This window comes from Thermodesulfobacteriota bacterium (genome assembly GCA_040758155.1).
Classification (GTDB): domain Bacteria; phylum Desulfobacterota; class Deferrimicrobia; order Deferrimicrobiales; family Deferrimicrobiaceae; genus UBA2219.
The window spans coordinates 1-17,667 of the sequence record JBFLWB010000190.1; the positions used below are offsets into that span (position 1 = coordinate 1).

The 17,667-nt window shown below is 65.3% G+C and carries 16 protein-coding genes and 1 tRNA gene; 6 read left to right on the forward strand and 11 right to left on the reverse strand.

Annotation, left to right across the window (positions count from 1 at the left end; translation table 11 throughout):
• Nucleotides 1-464, reverse strand: a 464-nt coding sequence (locus AB1346_13090) for a hypothetical protein (protein ID MEW6721376.1), incomplete at its 3' end; no start/stop codon positions are given.
• Nucleotides 465-673: 209 nt separating this feature from the next.
• Between AB1346_13090 and AB1346_13095 the strand changes: the two genes are divergently transcribed.
• From AB1346_13095 to AB1346_13105, 3 genes are all read left to right on the forward strand, one after another.
• A complete protein-coding gene (locus AB1346_13095) occupies nt 674-1,819 on the forward strand; it encodes a hypothetical protein (GenBank protein ID MEW6721377.1) in 1,146 nt (381 codons plus the stop codon).
• Nucleotides 1,820-1,834: 15 nt separating this feature from the next.
• Nucleotides 1,835-2,623 (forward strand): thioesterase family protein, encoded by a 789-nt coding sequence (locus AB1346_13100; GenBank protein ID MEW6721378.1) that lies wholly within the window; start codon nt 1,835-1,837, stop codon nt 2,621-2,623.
• Between the two features lie 198 nt (nt 2,624-2,821).
• Complete coding sequence (locus AB1346_13105) at nt 2,822-4,948, forward strand: CxxxxCH/CxxCH domain-containing protein (protein ID MEW6721379.1); 2,127 nt, start codon at nt 2,822-2,824, stop codon at nt 4,946-4,948.
• 29 nt (nt 4,949-4,977) lie between these two features.
• On the opposite strand, the gene AB1346_13110 is transcribed toward AB1346_13105, so the two are convergent.
• On the reverse strand, nt 4,978-5,463 hold the full coding sequence (locus tag AB1346_13110; GenBank protein ID MEW6721380.1) for a VOC family protein: 486 nt from the start codon (nt 5,461-5,463) through the stop codon (nt 4,978-4,980).
• A gap of 234 nt (nt 5,464-5,697) precedes the next feature.
• Between AB1346_13110 and AB1346_13115 the strand changes: the two genes are divergently transcribed.
• Together AB1346_13115 and AB1346_13120 are read left to right on the forward strand one after the other, a co-directional pair.
• Nucleotides 5,698-7,992 carry a PASTA domain-containing protein gene (locus AB1346_13115; protein MEW6721381.1) on the forward strand — a complete coding sequence of 765 codons (2,295 nt, stop codon included), beginning with the start codon at nt 5,698-5,700 and terminating at the stop codon, nt 7,990-7,992.
• Between the two features lie 4 nt (nt 7,993-7,996).
• A complete protein-coding gene (locus AB1346_13120; protein ID MEW6721382.1) occupies nt 7,997-8,878 on the forward strand; it encodes a hypothetical protein in 882 nt (293 codons plus the stop codon).
• A gap of 184 nt (nt 8,879-9,062) precedes the next feature.
• Here the strand turns inward: AB1346_13120 and AB1346_13125 are convergent, their stop codons facing one another.
• From AB1346_13125 to AB1346_13140, 4 genes are all read right to left on the reverse strand, one after another.
• A complete protein-coding gene (locus AB1346_13125) occupies nt 9,063-9,482 on the reverse strand; it encodes a putative toxin-antitoxin system toxin component, PIN family (GenBank protein MEW6721383.1) in 420 nt (139 codons plus the stop codon).
• Nucleotides 9,475-9,726, reverse strand: a complete 252-nt coding sequence (locus AB1346_13130; protein ID MEW6721384.1) for a type II toxin-antitoxin system prevent-host-death family antitoxin — start codon at nt 9,724-9,726, stop codon at nt 9,475-9,477. The genes AB1346_13125 and AB1346_13130 overlap by 8 nt, the downstream gene beginning before the upstream one ends.
• A 229-nt stretch (nt 9,727-9,955) precedes the next feature.
• Nucleotides 9,956-10,321 (reverse strand): helix-turn-helix domain-containing protein, encoded by a 366-nt coding sequence (locus tag AB1346_13135; GenBank protein ID MEW6721385.1) that lies wholly within the window; start codon nt 10,319-10,321, stop codon nt 9,956-9,958.
• A 487-nt stretch (nt 10,322-10,808) separates the two neighbouring features.
• Nucleotides 10,809-10,893 (reverse strand) — tRNA-Leu (locus AB1346_13140).
• 114 nt (nt 10,894-11,007) lie between these two features.
• On the opposite strand from AB1346_13140, the gene AB1346_13145 reads away from it, so the two are divergent.
• Nucleotides 11,008-12,828 carry a NapC/NirT family cytochrome c gene (locus AB1346_13145; GenBank protein ID MEW6721386.1) on the forward strand — a complete coding sequence of 607 codons (1,821 nt, stop codon included), beginning with the start codon at nt 11,008-11,010 and terminating at the stop codon, nt 12,826-12,828.
• Here AB1346_13145 and AB1346_13150 read toward each other — a convergent pair whose 3' ends face one another.
• From AB1346_13150 to AB1346_13170, 5 genes are all read right to left on the reverse strand, one after another.
• Complete coding sequence (locus AB1346_13150) at nt 12,829-14,055, reverse strand: DNA polymerase IV (GenBank protein ID MEW6721387.1); 1,227 nt, start codon at nt 14,053-14,055, stop codon at nt 12,829-12,831.
• Nucleotides 14,052-14,915: a lipoyl synthase gene (gene lipA, locus AB1346_13155; GenBank protein MEW6721388.1), complete on the reverse strand. Its 864-nt coding sequence runs from the start codon at nt 14,913-14,915 to the stop codon at nt 14,052-14,054. Before lipA ends, AB1346_13150 begins: the two co-directional genes overlap by 4 nt.
• Nucleotides 14,903-15,529, reverse strand: a complete 627-nt coding sequence (lipB, locus tag AB1346_13160; GenBank protein ID MEW6721389.1) for a lipoyl(octanoyl) transferase LipB — start codon at nt 15,527-15,529, stop codon at nt 14,903-14,905. The genes lipA and lipB overlap by 13 nt, the downstream gene beginning before the upstream one ends.
• 10 nt (nt 15,530-15,539) lie before the next feature.
• Nucleotides 15,540-16,838 carry a dihydrolipoamide acetyltransferase family protein gene (locus tag AB1346_13165; GenBank protein ID MEW6721390.1) on the reverse strand — a complete coding sequence of 433 codons (1,299 nt, stop codon included), beginning with the start codon at nt 16,836-16,838 and terminating at the stop codon, nt 15,540-15,542.
• Between the two features lie 12 nt (nt 16,839-16,850).
• Nucleotides 16,851-17,667, reverse strand: an 817-nt coding sequence (locus AB1346_13170; GenBank protein MEW6721391.1) for a transketolase C-terminal domain-containing protein, incomplete at its 5' end; no start/stop codon positions are given.

Below are 17,667 nucleotides of genomic sequence, written 5' to 3' on the forward strand. Positions count from 1 at the left end.
TGGGTGTAGTGAGGCTCTGTGCCGTTGATCAGCAAGCCGGTGCCGGGTTCGCGGCGACGCGACATTCCTATTCCGGCCTGGCGCGATCCGGCGACACTAAAGGTTCCGATCCGCATCAGGTCAAATTTGTGTGTGGTGCCGGACGAGGTGCCCGGCAGGGGACACAAATTACAGTTGCCTACCGCGGCGTAAAATTCGATGGCCTGCCCAGTAACCTTGATGTCGGATGGAACCGACCGTAGAAACGTGGCGGTCGGATCGACCTGTTGCAGCCCATTGATTACCGTCTTTCGCGCCTTCCATATGCTCATGGACCCGCCGCCTGCGGCGCGCTCCGAGGCCATTTCGAAGGCAAGCGCCTTCCCGGGGAGGAACGGGAAATCAGCACAAACGAGCGGCGGTAGCGCAAAGGTGTACAGAAGGACAATAAATTTCGGAATACATCTTGCCGCTGTTCTTCTCATCTGGGTCTCCTGTCGATCGCCGGCGTTCCGCCCGGGAATGTCGCATCCCGATGATTCCATATATTATTTCGGAAATAACCCTTTGTATCTTCACAACAGGACTTTGGTCTCGGCCCGGAAGATGGAAAGCAATGGCCATGTCCCGCATATTCCTTTTGGCTTACAATGCGGATCATCCGGATAGATACGCGATATTGAAAGGAGTCTACATGGAGAAAGAGAATCGGGAGCTGCGCCCGGTCTCCGGCCGACGCAGATTCCTCCTGACTTCGCTATGGATGGGCGCCGTAATATCGCTGCGCGGTCTTTTCGGGTTCCGGCCCGAATCGGCTGAAGCCGCCCAGATCGTGCCGAAAACCGTGCCGAAACCGGGAATGCCTCCGGCAGCGGGAACCTTTGCCAAGCCGTTCACGGCGGCCGTCCGGAGCATCGCAGTCGAGGGCGGAACCAGGCCTTTCGACCTGGTCACCATCAAGATGGTAATTGAGACCTTCGGCTCGGGGACGAAACCGATCCCCTGGGCGATCTACGTCGACAACGCGGTCCTGAAGGCCGAAACCAGGCTTGGCGCTTCTGCGGGCACTGTCTTCGAGGTGGCGGTACCATGGCGCGCGACGGCCGGAAGCCACACCTTCCACGGTGTCGTCGACCCTCAGAATACCCTGGGAGAGTCCGCCGCCGACACGGGGAACAATGTCTCCCAGGCTGTGACCAGGGTCTATGCCGACTGGGCCGCCTGGCTCGCAGGAGCGAAGGCGGGGTTCAAGGCGGGGTTACCGCTGTGGGCGGCCGGCCTGAAATTCTCGGGGATCGTGATCAACGGGCCCACCGCCTCGGGAGGCAGGCTCGAGCAGACGATCGACATGAAGGTTCTATTCAGGGCCAACATGCTGGCTGCGGGCGCTCCGGGCTTTGTTGTCGACGGTTTCGTGGGCGCGGTTGCGGATGCATGGAAATCCTGGGCCGACAGCGTGCGCGTGGGCGGACTTCCATGGTACCCCTCCTTTGCCGCCGTTCCCGGTCCCGCGGCGCCTCCAACGCCGAATACTCCGTTCCCGCTCATCGGGCTCACCCAGAACCCGGCGCCTCTCCAGCCGCAGCCCCTTGCCGCCTCCATCAAGAGCCGGATCGGAATCGCCGCTTCCTGGCCGGGCGGAAACGAAGGGATCGATGACTTCTGCCGGTGGCTCCACATGGGCTTCATTTTGTGGACTACCTCCGCGAAGGTCATGAATGTGATGGGCAAAGGGCCGGTGCCCGCGTTTGCGCCTCCTCATGTGCCTGCAGGCCCGGTGGTGGGCGGGGATATCGTATCCACTCCAGGGCACATTGTCGGAGCGCCGTCCTGGCCGTGACAAGGAAGTGGACCCATGACTGAGCATCCCGCCGCTTTCTTCCGACAAGTGGCCGAGAACACCTTCGAACCGAGTGAAGCGACCATCGGGCCCTGGTCACCGGAATTACAGCACGGCGGTCCGCCGTGCGCCCTGCTGACCCACGCATTCCGCACCTATCCCTCTCAGGCACCGTTCGTCATCACCAAAATCTCCGTGGAATTCCTCAACGCGGTGCCGGTAAAACCATGTGAGATCAAGGTGGAAATCGTCCGTGGCGGCAAGCGGATCGAACTGCTGAAGGCAGAATACCTTTCGGGCGGGAAGAAGTTCCTTGTCGCCCACGCCTGGCGTTTTTCGCCTGCTCCGGGAGTCACCACCCCTGTACCGGACATCTTCGAGACGCCACCCTTCCCGGAAGCGCAGAGCCACACGTTCTTCCCGGGGATCGAGACTTTTCCGTACGGGGAAGCGCTCGAATGGCGTTTCATCAAGGGGGGCTACGACTCTCGCGGGCCCGCGGCGGTATGGACGAGACCGCGGATACCGCTGGTGGAAAACAGGAAGATCAACGGCCTGGAATCGCTGGTATTGATGGTCGACTACGCGAACGGCATCAGCGCGGAGCTCGATATCACGAAGTGGACATTCGTCCCGGTGGACCTGATCGTAGGCGTCTACCGCCAGCCCGAAGGGGAGTGGGTCGGGATGGATGCGCGAACGGTCATGGAAGGTGAAGGGATCGGACAGACATCCACTACTCTTTTCGACGCCAGGGGGAAGCTGGGCCGGAGCATCCATTCCCTGTTCATCAGGCCGAGATAGCTATTTGAGGTGGGCGGAGATATTTTATCGAATAAAATCCCGTCTCATGTATACTAATGAGGAATAACTATCGAATGCGGCAGCGGGCAGCTATACGTACCCACCTGGATCGATTCCTCAAGACGGATGGGAGACGACATGACGCGTTCCTGTAGAACACGCCGGAATATCAATTACTATGCAGGGCTTTGGATCTTGATGGCGACCGCCCTGGTCGCGGGCTGCACCGGGTCGTCGACCGGCAAGTCCGGAGTGAACATGGACCACGTGCTTCCTTCCGGCGCTTCCGTCCCAGGGTGGCTGACCGTTCCTTCCGGCGGGACGCACGCCTCGGCCGCCACGCAGGATTTCATCGCCACCAACGGGAGCAGCGGCTGCGCGGAGTGCCACGGCCCGGACCTCGCCGGCGGGGTCTCCCGCACGTCGTGCTACGGTAACCCGGCCGGCTGCCACCACGGACCGGCGGCGGGGTGGTCGGGCCCCTCGGTGCACGGGGCGGAGGCGAAGAAAGCTCCGGGGAACTCGGGGTTCGCCTCCTGCCAGATCTGCCACGGGAGCGACTTCTCCGGCCGCCTGACGGCCCCTGGGTGCGCCTCCTGCCACGGCGTCCCCGCGCCGCACCCTGCGGCGCCGTGGCGCGGCGCTACGTTCAGCCACGCGGATACGAACGGCGCGAACGCATCGGTGTGCGCGCGGTGCCATCTCCAGGGTTCGCCGAACAACCCGCATCTTCCCCCGTCGCCGGCCCCCGCGGGGACGGCTCCCGGCTGCTTCAATGGGACGATGTGCCACAACCAGGCCGGCCATCCCGCCGGGTGGGTCGCCGCCCCCCCCGCGGCACAGCCGCACGGCGATGCGGCCAAGACGGACGGCACGGTACCCGGACAGGGATTCCCGGGCTGCCAGGCATGCCATGGAAACGATTTCGCCGGCGGCGCTTCGAACGTGTCGTGCCTGGTCTGCCACGGGGTGGCCGCTCCGCACGCGCCGAAGCCGTGGCGCTCCTCCGCGGGCACCACGTACACCCACACGAACATATCCGAGCCGGGAAACGCGCCCGTGTGCTACACCTGCCACGCTTTCACGGGGACGGCTAACCCCCGGAATCCGCATCCTCCCCCTTCGCCGGCCCCCGCGGGGACGGCTCCCGGCTGCTTCAACGGGACGATGTGTCACAACCAGGCGGTTCCCCACCCGGTGGGGGGCCTCTGGTTCGCGTTCCCTCCCGCCCCGCAGGAGCACGGCAACGCCGCAAAAGCGACGCCGTCCGCGACGACCGGTTTTGCGTATTGCCAGGTCTGCCACGGGACCGGGACGAACTTCGACGGCGGTTCGTCGGGGGTCTCCTGCTTCACCACCTGCCACTTCGTGTCCGCTCCGGGACCGGTGGGCGTTCCGAACCCGCCGCACCCGGCGCAGTGGAATTCCTTCGACACGTACAAGCACAGCACCACCGACGCGGGGAACGCCGCCGTTTGCGCGCTTTGCCACCAGTCCGCCGCGGGAACCCCCGGCTGCTTCAACAACACCTTGTGCCACGGGGCGGCCGGCGCCGCGCATCAGGTGCCGTTCAACAACGCGTCCCACTACTCGGTGACAGCCGGGACGTTCCCCGGGAGCTGCAGCGCCTGCCACGACGTCGCCGCGCCGTCTTCGAAGACCGGGCCCGTCTGCCGGTCGTGCCACGCCGCTGCCTCGCCGCTCGCGGCGGCCGCGTGCACCTCCTGCCACGCCAGCCCGCCGGACGGCGGGGCGGGGACGTACGCGAACGTCGCCGGGGCGCATGCCGTGCATCTCGCCCTGAACGGCGGGGGGAGCCCCGTCTCCTGCGACACGTGCCATAACGGCCTCGGGCCCAGCCTCGCGAACCTGAACCATTACAACCGCGCGAAGAACCGGGTGCCGCCCGGGGACGTGGCGTTCCCGGCCACCTACAACGCGCAATCCGGGGCGTCTTCGTTCGACAACTCCGCGGCGCTCGCCTGTTCGAACGTGAGCTGCCACGGGGGGCAGGCGACGCCCAACTGGCAGACCGGCGCGCTGAACGTGAACACCCAGTGCACGAACTGCCACACGGACGGCACGACGTTCCAGTTCAACGGTCCGACCTCGAACGACCACAACCGCGGCCCGCACCGGGCCGCCGCCTGCACGGATTGCCACAACACCGCCACGCTCGCGGTGAATCATTTCACCAACCTCTCCACCACCGCGCTGGAGGGTCCGGCGTCCGCGACCATCGGGGGCGCGGGCACGCAGATCATCTCGTACACGCCGGCGAACCGTTCGTGCACCCCGACCTGCCACGGGAACGAGAACTGGTAGGAGGATGGCGGGATTCGAAGATTACAACTTCATCCGCGCCGCGCCGCCTCGATTGCAGCGATGTCGATCCTTTTCATCTCCATCATCGCATCGAACGCGCGTTTGGCGGCAGCGGGATCGGGATCGGATATCGCTTCGATCAGAGCGATCGGCGTAATCTGCCAGGACAGGCCCCATTTGTCCTTGCACCAGCCGCAGTCACTCTCTTCGCCGCCGTTGCCGACGATGGCGTTCCAGTAACGATCCGTTTCGGCCTGGTCAGCGGTTGCGACCTGAAACGAGAACGCCAAGTTGTGCTTGACCCCGGGTCCGCCATTGAGCCCGAGGCAGGGAATTCCCATCACGGTAAACTCGACCGTCAACACATCCCCTTTCTTTCCTGACGGATAGTCCCCCGGCGCGAGGAACACCGCGCCAACGGATGAATCGGGAAAGGTCTCGGCATAAAATCGCGCTGCTTCCTCGGCGTCGCCATCGTACCAAAGGCAAATCGTATTCTTTGCCGGCTTATTCATGTCACTCCTCCTGGTCTATGGATCCGTCGCCTCACATGGCAACCTTCGCGGAACCGGATGGATCAGCCAGGACACCCGGAAATCACGCTCCCGAAAATCCCGACTTGTACATTAGATGCCCGGCCGGCCAGGCCATCTCCTTGGCGGCATGGTATTATTTCACTGAATTGCGATCTTCCTTTTTTCCCGACGGCATCCCGGAACCGAACCCTACGGCACAGGAGGCCCGGGGAGATGAAGCCCGCCCGCCGAAAACGATGGTTGATCCCCTTTCTTCTGCTGTCCCTCGCCGCCGTTGATCCCGCGTATTGCGAAAGCATCTGCGGCCAGTGGCGGAATGCCGGCGCCATGGTTCATGATCTGGAGAACGCCGGCAAACAGCTTTCGGCCCGACGAGACCTCCTGAAAAAGAAGGTGGAAGAGGGGCGGTCCCGGGCCGCCGCGCAACCCGGCAGCGAAGCGAAGATCCGGCAAATGGAGGAGGATGCGAGGCAGAAGGCCTTCGACAAGAAACGGGTGGAAAACGAACTGGCGGTCGACCGGCGCGAGGCGGCGAGACAGGACCCGTCCCGCCGTCGCGCCGAGGCGGAAGAAGCGAAACGTAAACTGCGGGGTGACAGGGAGAAACTGGCTCGAGTGGAGGCCGACATCCAATCCCGTCTGGGCAACGATCCAAAATTGGCCGACCTGCGCAAGGAGAGGGATTCGCTCCAGGGGGAGCATCGGAACCTGTTCGGGAACCAAACCCCGGATGATACCCTGGCGTTCCTCCGGACAAACCCCCATGGCTGCAACCGGGACCTCCAGAAAACGGATCTCTGCGAATATGCAAAGGCAATCGGCCGCCGGGAACACTTTAGCGACCAGACAGCATCGACCCCGTTCGGCATAGGGCTTGACGACAGAAATAAATGGCCGGATGTACGCTCGCTGGTGGATGGAGAAGCCCGGGAACGCGCCCGGTTGGCGGAGCTGGCCAGCCGGCTGATCAAGCGGAATGCGGAAATCGCGGAAGCCGAGAAACTCGCGGCGGGACCCGCACTCCTCCAGGAGCGGGACGGTCTCCGGTCTTCGATCGCCCGCGCGGAGTCGACCTCTGCGCAATCGCAGGAAAACCTTTCATCGGACGAGCGCTATTTCAAGACGCTCCAGGAGCGGATCGAGCAGGAGGAAAACGAGCTCGCCGCTCTGGCGCGGGAACTGGAGGACCTGGAGCGGGATCTGGCGCGGAGAAAAGCGGACCGGGCCTCCCTGCAAGCCGCCGAAGCGGAGCTTGGCCGGGTGGAGTCCGACCTGGAGAGGATAAACGAGGGGCTCGATGCCGCACGGCAGGAACGGGACGGCCGTGAGAAAGAGTTGCATTCGAGGGCCGCACTATTGGGAGCACTCACCGCCCAGGGGGGGGATTTGTACAATCAGGCCGTCGGCGCCCGAAAAGAGAACAACGCGGCGGCCTGTGAGCGATACCTTAAGGGCGCCCGGGATACCCTGGCGGATGCGACGCGAAGGTCCGCGGAAATCGAGTCCTGCCTGGATCCCTCCGTGCTAAAAAAGTTGACACTGGGTCGGCTTCAGGCGGACGCCGTCGACTGCCGCACCGGCAGCCCGCCGGCCGGCATGGTCAAAATGCCCGCTGTGAGAGGCATGGACTGGAAAAAAGCCGAGGAACTGTTGACAAGCCTCGGTTTCCGGGCGATTCGCTTCTCCGAACTTCTCGCGCCGGCAAAGGAAAGCGACAAGGGGAGGGCGATCAGCACATCGCCGCCGGCCGGCCAGGCGGTCCCGCCGGAGACCCCGGTCACAGTTTTCCTGTTCAACAAGAATTTCGAGGAGCCGGAGAAAGCGAAGGAGCGCGTCCAGGCGACCCTGACAGGCGGCGGCGACTGGGACAAGGAAGCGGGCAAAGCCCGGGTGTCGGCCGTCACCGTCAACGCGCAAGCGCCGGCCGCCCCGGCGGGCGGCACGTCCCCCCCCGACGGCATCCAGACGGACCGCGCCAAAGAGGTGGCTAACGAGGCGATCGCGCGGGGACCGAAGGCCGAACCGGTGATCACGCACGAGGGGATCGCGGGAGTAATGGGTACGGTTGCCGGCATCGCCGCCTCCAGGGACGTCCGCGGCAAAACGACCGGATACCCGACATCCCAGCCGGGCATCCGGGATATCGGGCAGGATCCTCTGCCGGGAGTGATCCCGTCGACGAAGACCGCTCCCGGGCGTGCAGCGGTGCCGGCTGGTAACGCCGGCGCGGGCAAGAGCGCAGACCAGACCATGAAATGCGCGTACCACAAACAAGGAAATGCGGGGGACGCCTATTACGTGGTGGAAACCCCGGGGAGCCCCAAGGGATACATAATCCACAAGGTATGGGACCCTCCCCGGGGAGACGCCGACCGGATGATGTGCGGCACCCAGCGGGGCGCCATGAAAAAATGTCTCCAGGGCACATACGGCCCGTCGGTGGTGGTGCTGGGACCGTTCTCCGGTGAAGACCTTGCGATGCAAACCGCAAAAGGGAGGTGCCGGTGACGCCATGACCCGGAAACCGCCCGTCCTGGCCATCGCCGCGCTCCTTTCTTCGCTCCTGCTCTCCTGCGCCCCGGCGCCTCCCCGTGCGGGCCCGGGGGCGAACGTCCCGGAAGGGACCCTGGAGGGGCGGGCCGTGACGGCCAAAATTGATTTGCCGCTGCACAAGGGGATGCTGGTCTACGGAAACGGGGAGATCGATTTCGCGGTGTACAGGGTGAAGCTGGAGTCGCTGGGCTCCTCGATCCGGCGCTACGAGCGGGCGCGGATCACGCAGGTAAAGAAAAAGGGGAACCAGTTGCAGATCCGCCTGAACTCCGGCGGCCGGACGCCGGGACTGGCCGGCAGGAACGAGCTCAGGTGGATCCTACCGGAGCAGATGAACTCCCTGGGCACCCTGATCCTCGTCGATTACGGGCATCCTCCGACCTTGGCAGACATGCAGCCGGCGAGCGTGGCCCGCGTCCTCCGGGACGTTCTGGAGATCGACGGCGTGAGCGCGCCGCCGGCGGCCGCGCCATCGGCCGCCCCCGCGACCCCCGACCCGCCTCCCGGGGCCAGGATCCTTTCGGTGGAGGCCCGGCCGAGCCGCGTGGCGCGCGGAAAGGAACTGGACCTCGCCGTCCATTTCGAGGTCAAGGGGGCGTCGACCGGGCAGCCGCTCGGCCTGACGATCCACCGCCAGCTCTATCGGGGAGAGGACCCGCTGTTTTCCGCACCGAGGACCCAGCAGGGCCACTGGTCGACAGGCGTGCACTCCGCCCACTTCGCTTTCACGGTACCCTCGACCGCCGGTCCCGGATTGTATCGGTTCAAGGGATGGGTATCCCATAACGGAAAAGATGAAACCGTGGAAGCGTTGTTCGAAGTGATCGCGGGCGGAGATTGACCCAGCGCGATCGACAGGCAACCGGCGGATCAGGCGATCAGATCGATGGGATCAGGTTAAGAGGGTGCCGAAGGCGGGATTTGAACCCGCACGGGTTTCCCCACCACCCCCTCAAGAACCGGGAGATCACGTTTTCACACCCATTGTGTTTCTCATTTCCAAAATATTTCCAAAGGAAGCAAGTTCAATCCATCTCCAGGTATTCCCTCGGGGCCAGGATCTTCAAATCCCCGGGCAACGCGGGTTCTCGTGCAGGGTCCACCACCAACAGGTCCTTGTCGCCGGTGATCAGGTATTCCGCCCCGATGCTCGCGCACAGGGATAGATAGGCATCATCTTTCGGGTCACGGCAGACCGATACATTGCGTACGGATTCCTCCATGCGACACAGGGATTGGAACCGGTCCCAGAGGGAGAATAGAATCTTCGTCTTTTCCGCCCCCAGTTTCTTGGACAATCGCATGATCGTCTCCCCGATCTCCGCTGCCACGACTGGGGAAAGACAGACATCGCCCCTGGAAAACGCTTTGCTCACGGCATTTAGAGGTGTCCCGCCGAAGGCCGCCGAGATGAGGACATTGGCGTCGACGACGATCTTAGCCATGGACGGCTTTCCGGGCCGCCTGAAGCGCCCGCAGCGCCTCCTCCTTCGAAACGCCCGAACCTTCCAACACCATCCCGATCTCCAGGAGCAGATCCTCGGGGGACCCCTTCTTCACCGGGACGACCCGGGCGATCGGCTTGCCATGCCGGGTAACCACCACCTCTTCCTTCTTCCCGAGCAAGCCGGTCAGATTCTCCTTGAACTCCCTGACCCCGATGAATTTCGTGCCTGCCGCCCTTGGCATAATGTTCCCTCCATTGTGGTCACATTTATGATTTATCATCCCACAACGAACCGGGAGAGACAATGCCGCCGGAGGAGACACGGAAAATTCCGACATGTGGCCGGTTTCATGAACATTCTCGAGTCGATGACGAGGAACAGTCGAGGTCTTCCGGTGGAATACCATCGACGACTATCCATGATCCGGTGTGTCACTTCGCCAGTCGCCGCAGCGCTGACTGAGACCATGCTCAAACTGCAATCTCCAGGAGGATCGTCTCGTAGTTCACCCGCGCCGAGATCTTGTTTTCGGTGTCCTTGAGGTCTACAAGACCAACCTGCGCGAGATATTTCACGTCATCAGAAACGTTCTTTATGTTGCGCCCGGCGCAACGGGCAAGCTCGTGCAGCGATGCGGGCTCCCGCTCGCGAATGAGGCGGAGGAGATCGAACCGTCTAGGAGTTAGGACCTTGCGGAATGCCTCCAGGCTGGTAAAGTAGACCCCCGTCTCCTTCTTCGTTCGCACGCCTCTTTGCGCTGCATCCTCAGTCCGGACGAAATCGTCCATGGCCGTCGATATGCTCTTGATTCCGATCTTCACTTTTTTAACCTTCATGGTGCTTCTCCTTGTACAGCTCGACGTCCGCATGTTGGCATGCTATACCAACATGCGTATGTCGTCAAGTCGCGTCATGGGACAAGGGCAGGATTTGACCGGTTCGTCCGAAGTAACAAGATCCGTCGCTCTCCCTGGCGGCTCCGGCACTGGAGCGTCCATGTTCATCGCGCTCATGCATCCATGTGCCCTTATTTTTACCCAAGTCGGTGTCTACGGAACCAGGGGAACTCCACTTGCCCTTGTAGCCTCGGAGGCCGCAGGTTTCAGAACCTGATACCCCCTGTAAGCGGGGGACTCGACCGGCTCGCGCTCGGGCATCCATGCCCTCGCTCCGCCGGCCGCCGCGGCGCCTGTCGCCGCCATCCATGGCGGCTTTTCCTCCCTATCCGGTCGGCGGCGCCTTGGAGTTCCCGTCCCCCCTTCGGCATGGAGATGAAATGGAAAGGGCCCTCGGAGATTTCCGAAGGCCCTTCTGATTTCATCATGGTGCCGAAGGGGGGACTCGAACCCCCACGGGTTTCCCCACCACCCCCTCAAGATGGCGTGTCTGCCAGTTCCACCACTTCGGCACGCTGCGAGGAATGATCATATTATCCACCCGCTTGGAGAAAATCAAGGCGGAGATTTCCGTGCTTGTGCCAGAATAGTGTTTGATCGAAAAATCCCCAAGAGAGGCGGCGAAGATGGAGGAAAAGCGGGTCGGTCCCGGCGGGCTGTACCGGAACGCGGTCAGTTTCTTCGGAGCGCTCATCGCGGCGGGAAGCGTCCTTCTCATCGTATTCTCCATCGCCCTCGAATACAGCCTGAAGCGCCCCAGCCCGTACCTGGGGATCTTCACCTTCATGATCTTCCCGACGTTCTTCGCCATCGGCGCGCTGATCTTCCTCTGGGGCATGCGGCGGGAAAGCCTGCGGAGGCGTGAGGCGGGGACGGACGAGGCGCTCCCCTACCCGCTCGTCGATCTGAATCTTCCGAGGCACCGCAGGAAGTTCGTCTATGTCGCCGTCGGCGGGACCTTCCTCGCGGTCCTCATGGCATTCGTCACATACAACGCGTTCCTCTACAGCGAGTCGGTCCAGTTCTGCGGCACCCTGTGCCACACCGTGATGAAGCCCGAATACCAGGCGTACCTCGCGTCCCCCCACGCCCGGGTGCGCTGCGTGGACTGCCACATCGGGGAAGGCGCGGAGTGGTTCGTCAAGGCGAAGATCTCGGGACTGCGCCAGGTCTACGCCGTCACCTTCCAAACGTATGAGCGCCCCATCCCCACCCCCATCGCGAACCTGCGACCGGCGCGGGAGACGTGCGAGGAGTGCCACTGGCCCGCCAAGTTCTTCGGGACGCAGCTCATGCAGAACCCGCACTTCCGGTACGACGAGAAGAACAGCGCCGAGCAGATCAGCCTCGGGGTGAAGACCGGCGGCGGGGAGTCGACGCGCGGAGGGGCGGGGATCCACTGGCACATGATCATCAAGAACCGGGTCGTCTACGCGGCCGTCGACCGGAAGAAGCAGGAGATCCCCTACTTCGAGGTCCGCGACGAGCAGGGCAAGGTGACGGAGACGTACACGAGCCTCGACTACAAGGGGACGCCGGAGCAGTTGGCGGCGCTGCCCCGGTCGAACATGGACTGCATGGACTGCCACAACCGGCCGACGCACGTCTTCGTCCCGCCGGACACCGCCGTGGACCGGGCCATGATGTCGAACCTCATCCCGCGGACGCTGCCGTGGGCCAAGAAGGTGGTCGTGGACGCGCTGGTCAAGGAATACCCCTCGAGCGCGAAGGCGCATGAGGGGCTCGCCGCCGAGATCGGCGGCTTCTACAAGCAGAAGTACCCCGCCGTCTTCGGGTCGCGCAAGGCCGATATCGACAACGCCGTGGCCGCGGCGATCGACATCTTCGACCGCAGCGTCTTCCCGGAGATGAACGTGAACTGGCAGACGTACACCTCCAACATCGGCCACCGGAACTGGCCCGGCTGCTTCCGCTGCCACGACGGGCGCCACGTGTCGAACTCGGGGAAGACGCTGAGCATGGACTGCGCGGAGTGTCACACCCTGCCGGTCCGCAGCGCCCTGATGCCGCTGGGCACCGTCTCCATGGAGGGGAAGGTGCCCTGGCACCCCGTCGCGCTGGAAGGAAAGCACGCGACGATCCTGTGCAGCAAGTGCCACTCGGCCGGCTACCGCCCGCCGATCGACTGCGGCGAGTGCCACAAGTTCGACGCCTCCGCCCCCATGATGGGGGACGCCTGCACCACCTGCCATCTGAAGCCCGGGCAGAAGCAGCCGCAGGTCGCGTGCGCGAAATGCCACACGCCGGTGGTCGGGCTGCACAAGAAGAAGGAGCACACGGAGGCGGGGTGCACGGAATGTCACAAGCCGCACGGGTGGACGATCAAGGGGCGGGACACGTGCCTTTCGTGCCACGACGACAAGAAGGAGCACAACGCGCCGGACGCCTGCGCGGAGTGCCACGAATTCCGGAAGGCGGGGAAATAATCAGCCCTCGTCGTCCGGGAGCGCGCCGGGGACGATCCCCTTCCGCCCGAACTTCTCGCGGATCCGGTCCACCGCGCGGTTGAGCCGCTCCATCCGGGCGGGGTCCGGCGGCGGAGGCGGCGCCTTCGGCGCACTGCCCGCGCCCGATCCGCCGAACAGCGGCATCTGCTCCATCCGGCTCCCGGGGACCGGCTCCTTCGCCTCCTCCAGCCTCGACACCGAGACCCCCAGCAGCCGCACGGGCCTGGACCCCGCTTCCGTCTCCGCCAGCAGCTCGACGGCGCACCGGTAGATCGTCCCGCCGTCGCTCGTGGGGTCCGCCAGCGTGATCGCCCGGGTCACCTGGACAAAATCGTGGTACTTCACCTTCAGCGTGACGGTCTTCCCCCGGAGCTCCTTCGCCCGCAACCGCTCCGATACGCGGCCGGAGAGCGCAAGCAGCTCCCGCCGCATCGTCCCCCGGTCGCGCAGGTCGCGGTCGTACGTCTCCTCGTGGCCGACGGATTTCGCCTCGTGCTCCGTCTCTACTGTGCGGTCGTCGCGGCCCCAGGCCAGCTCGAACAGCTGCTCGCCGTGCGCGCCGAAGGCGCGGACGAGCGTCTCCCGGGGGGTGCAGCGCAGGTCCTGGATGGTGCGGATCCCCCGGCGGGCAAGCTCGGCCTCCGTGACCTTCCCCACGCCCCAAACCCTCCCCACCGGCAGCGGGTCGAGGAACTCCTGCTCCCGGCCGGGCGGGATCACGACGAGGCCGTCGGGCTTGCCGATGTCGGAGGCGATCTTCGCGATGAACTTGTTGGAGGCGACGCCCGCGGAGACGATCAGGCCGGTTTCCCGGAGCACCGCCTCCTTGACCTTCCGGGCGACCTCTTCCCCTGAGCCGAACAGCCGCTCGCAGCCGGTCACGTCCAGGAATGCCTCGTCGATGGAGAGCGGCTCGACGAGCGGGGTGAACCTGCGGTAGACCGTGAAGACGCGGTCGGACATCTCCTTGTAGCGATCCATCCGGCCCGGGAGGAAGATCCCGTTGGGGCAAAGCCGCTTCGCGGTGGCCGTCGGCATCGCGGAGCGGACGCCGAATTTCCTCGACTCGTACGATGCCGCGGCGACGACGCCCCGGTTCTCGCTTCCCCCCACGATCACCGGCTTGCCGCGCAGCTCCGGCCTGTCCAGCACTTCCACGGCGGCGTAGAAGGCGTCGAGGTCCAGGTGGAGGATGGTGCGGGTCATCCTTCGGAGGGATCGGGCTTGTAGGAGCTCCGAACGAGGGGGGCCGACCGGACGTTCCGAAAGCCGATCTCCCTTGCCAGGGCGGCGACCGCGTCGAACTTTTCCGGGGAGATGTATTCCACGAGCGGCAGATGGTCGCGGGAAGGCGGCAGGTACTGCCCGACCGTAAGCGACCGGCAGCCGGCGGCATACAGGTCGCGCAGCACGGCGGCCACCTCGTCCCCCGTCTCCCCCAGGCCTAACATGATGCCGGATTTCAGCGGAAGGCCCGGCCGCATCTCGGCGGCGCGCCGGATGAGCTCGATGGAGCGCCCGTAGTCCGCGCCCCTGCGGACCGTCGGGTAGAGGCGCGGGACGGTCTCCACGTTGTGCGCCAGGATGTCGAGGTCGGATTCCACCACCGTCCGCAGCGCGTCGGCGCTCCCCGCAAAATCCGGGATGAGAAGCTCCACCGTCGCTTCGGGCGCTTCCCTGCGCAGCGCGCGCACGGCGGCGGCGAAGTGTCCCGCCCCGCCGTCGGGAAGATCGTCGCGCGTGACCGAGGTCACGACGACGTGGCGCCACCCCAGCTCCGCGGCCGCCCGCGCAACCCGGTCCGGCTCGCCGGAATCCGGCGGCTCCGGCGTCCCCGCATGGATCCCGCAGAAGGCGCACCCCCGGGTGCAGTACTCCCCCAGCAGGATCACGGTGGCGGTGCCGGCGCCCCAGCATTCCCCCACGTTGGGGCAGCGCGCGTCGCGGCACACCGTGCGCAGGCCGTGCCGCTTCAGCGTCCCCGACACCTCCGCCATCTTTCCGCCGGAGGGAAGGCGGACCTTCAGCCAGTCCGGGCGCTTCGCGGGACGGTTCACGACACCCATTCGAGTTGCCGCGCGCAGGCGGACGCCACCGCGTCGCGGACCTCCTCCATGGGAGGGGCGGCCCCCTTTACCTCGGCGATGGAAGTGGCGCCGCGCCCCTTCAGGCCGCAGAGGTGGATCCGGCGGAAGTAGGAGAGGTCGGTCGATACGTTCAGCGCAAACCCATGGTAGGTGACCCAGTGGCGCAGGCCGACCCCGATGGAGGCGATCTTCTTCTCCCCCGTCCAGACTCCCGTCAGCCCGTCGATGCGCCATGCCGGAACCCCGAAAACATCAAGGGCGTCGATCAGCGCCGCTTCGAGGGAGCGGACGTACCGGTGCACCTCGGGGCGCGCCATCCGGACGATGGGGTAGCCGACGAGCTGACCCGGCCCGTGGTAGGTGATGTCGCCGCCTCGGCTCACATGCTCCAGCGAGATCCCTTCCGAGTCGAGCGTCTCCCGGGGCACCAGCAGGTTCGCCTCGTCGCCCGAGCGGCCCAGCGTGTAGACATGCGGGTGCGTGAGGAGCAGCAGCGTGTCGGGAATGCGGTCGTCCGCCCTGCGCTCGACGTGGAAAAGCTGGATGTCGAGCGCCTCCTTATACCCGGTCTCCCCCAGCCATACGGTTTCCAAAAGATGCTCCCTATGCCTTCCCGAAATCGCCAGCTTCGAGGATCTCGCGCACGCGGAACAGGAAGCCGTTCCCCGCCACCCCGTCGATGACCCGGTGGTCGTAGGCCAGGCACAAAAACATCATCGGCCGGATGACGACCGCGTCGTCGCCGTCCACCTCGACCACCACGGGGCGCTTCACGATCTGCCCCATCCGGAGGACGCCCACCTGCGGCTGATGGATGATCGGGGTGCCGAAGAGGTTCCCTTTCGCCCCCGGGTTCGTGACGCTGAAGGTCCCTCCCGCCAACTCGTCCGGCATGATCTTCCCCGCCTTCGCACGAGCGCCGAGGTCGTCCACCGCCTTCGCCAGCTCCGCGAGCGACTTTTTGTCGGCGTCGCGGACGACGGGCACCAGCAGCCCCTTCTCCGTATCGACCGCGACCGAGATGTGGATCCCTTTTTTCAGGATCGTGCTCTCGCCGGAGACGACGGCGTTCACCATCGGGAACTCCTTGAGCGCCTTCGCCGCGGCGTACATCACGAACGGAAGATAGGTCAGGGAGACGCCTTCTGCCTTGAGCGCCGCGCGGCGCTCGGCCGCCGCGCTCATATCGACCTCGGCGAAGGTGTGCACGTGCGGCGCGCTCTGCTTGCTGGCGACCATGTTGTGCGCGATCTTCTTCCGGATCTGGGTCCAGGGGATCACCTGGTCCCCTTCTGCGGCGGCGGGCGCCGGAGGCGCTGCGGGCGGAGGCGCGGCGGCCCCGCCGGAGGCGAGGAACGCCTCGACGTCCTTCCGGGTCACACGGCCGTCGATTCCGGTCCCGGGAATCTTCGACAGGTCGAGCCCGTGGGTGACGGCCATCCGCCCTACAACCGGAGTTACGCGGATCCTTCCGGCCGCGTCAGGCGCGGGAGGAGCCGAAGGCGGAGGCTCGGACGGCGGCTTGGGCTTGGGTGTCGGCGCCGGTTCCGGACGGGGCGGGGCGGGAAGCGGCGGCTCCTTCTTCCGGGCCATGTGGCCGGGGAAACCCTCGGTCTCCTCGTCCCACGCGGGCTCGGGCTCCGGCGCGGGTGCGGGGGCGCCCATCTCCGTCTGGATCTGCGCAACCACCGAGTTGACCGGGACGGTCTCCCCCTCCTTGACGAGCAGCCGGGCTATCCGTCCCGCCGCGGGGGAAGGGATCTCCGCGTCCACCTTGTCCGTGGAGATCTCCAGCAGCGGCTGGTCCTTGGCCACCGTGTCGCCGACGGCCACGAGCCACTTCACCACGACCCCCTCCACCACGCTTTCCCCGAGCTGGGGCATCACGACGTCGATGGGCATGTTGCCTCCCCTTTAATAGGCGGCGAGCTTCCGGATCGCCTCGATGACCTTGTCCTGGTTGGGCAGCACGTACTCCTCCATCGGCCCCGCGAACGGGGTGTGGGTGTCGCGCGCCGCCAGCCGGACGACCGGCCCGTCGAGCTCCTCGAAGCAGTCCTGCGCGACGCGGGCGGCGATCTCCCCGCCGATCCCCCCCGTCAGCCGCGCCTCGTGGATGATGAGCAGCTTCCCCGTCTTCCGGACGGAAGCGTAGATCGCGGGCCAGTCGATCGGGAGCAGCGTCCGCAGGTCGATCACCTCGATGTCGACCTCGCCGGCCATGTCCCGGGCCGCCTTCATCGCCGCGTGCATCGGGGGTCCGTATGCGACGACCGTCAGGTCCCTCCCCTCCTTGCGAAGCGCGGCCTTCCCGATGGGGACCGTGAATTCCTCCTCCGGGATATCCTCCTTGATCCTGCGGTAGAGGAACTTGTGCTCGAAGTAGACCACCGGGTCGTCGTCCCGGATCGCCGATTTCAGCAGCCCCTTCGCGTCGTAGGCGGTGGACGGCGCCACGATCTTCAGCCCCGGCACGTGGAAGAACCACGCCTCCGGGTTCTGCGAGTGGTACAGCCCGCCGTGGACGCCGCCGCCGGACGGCCCGCGGACGACGATCGGGCAGGCCGTCTGCCCGCCGTGCCGATACCGCAGCGTCGCCGCGTTGTTCACGATCTGGTCGAAGCCGCAGGAGATGAAGTCGATGAACTGCATCTCGAGGATCGGGCGCATCCCCTGGACCGCGAGGCCGACCCCCGCGCCGATAATCAGCGACTCGGAGATCGGCGTGTCC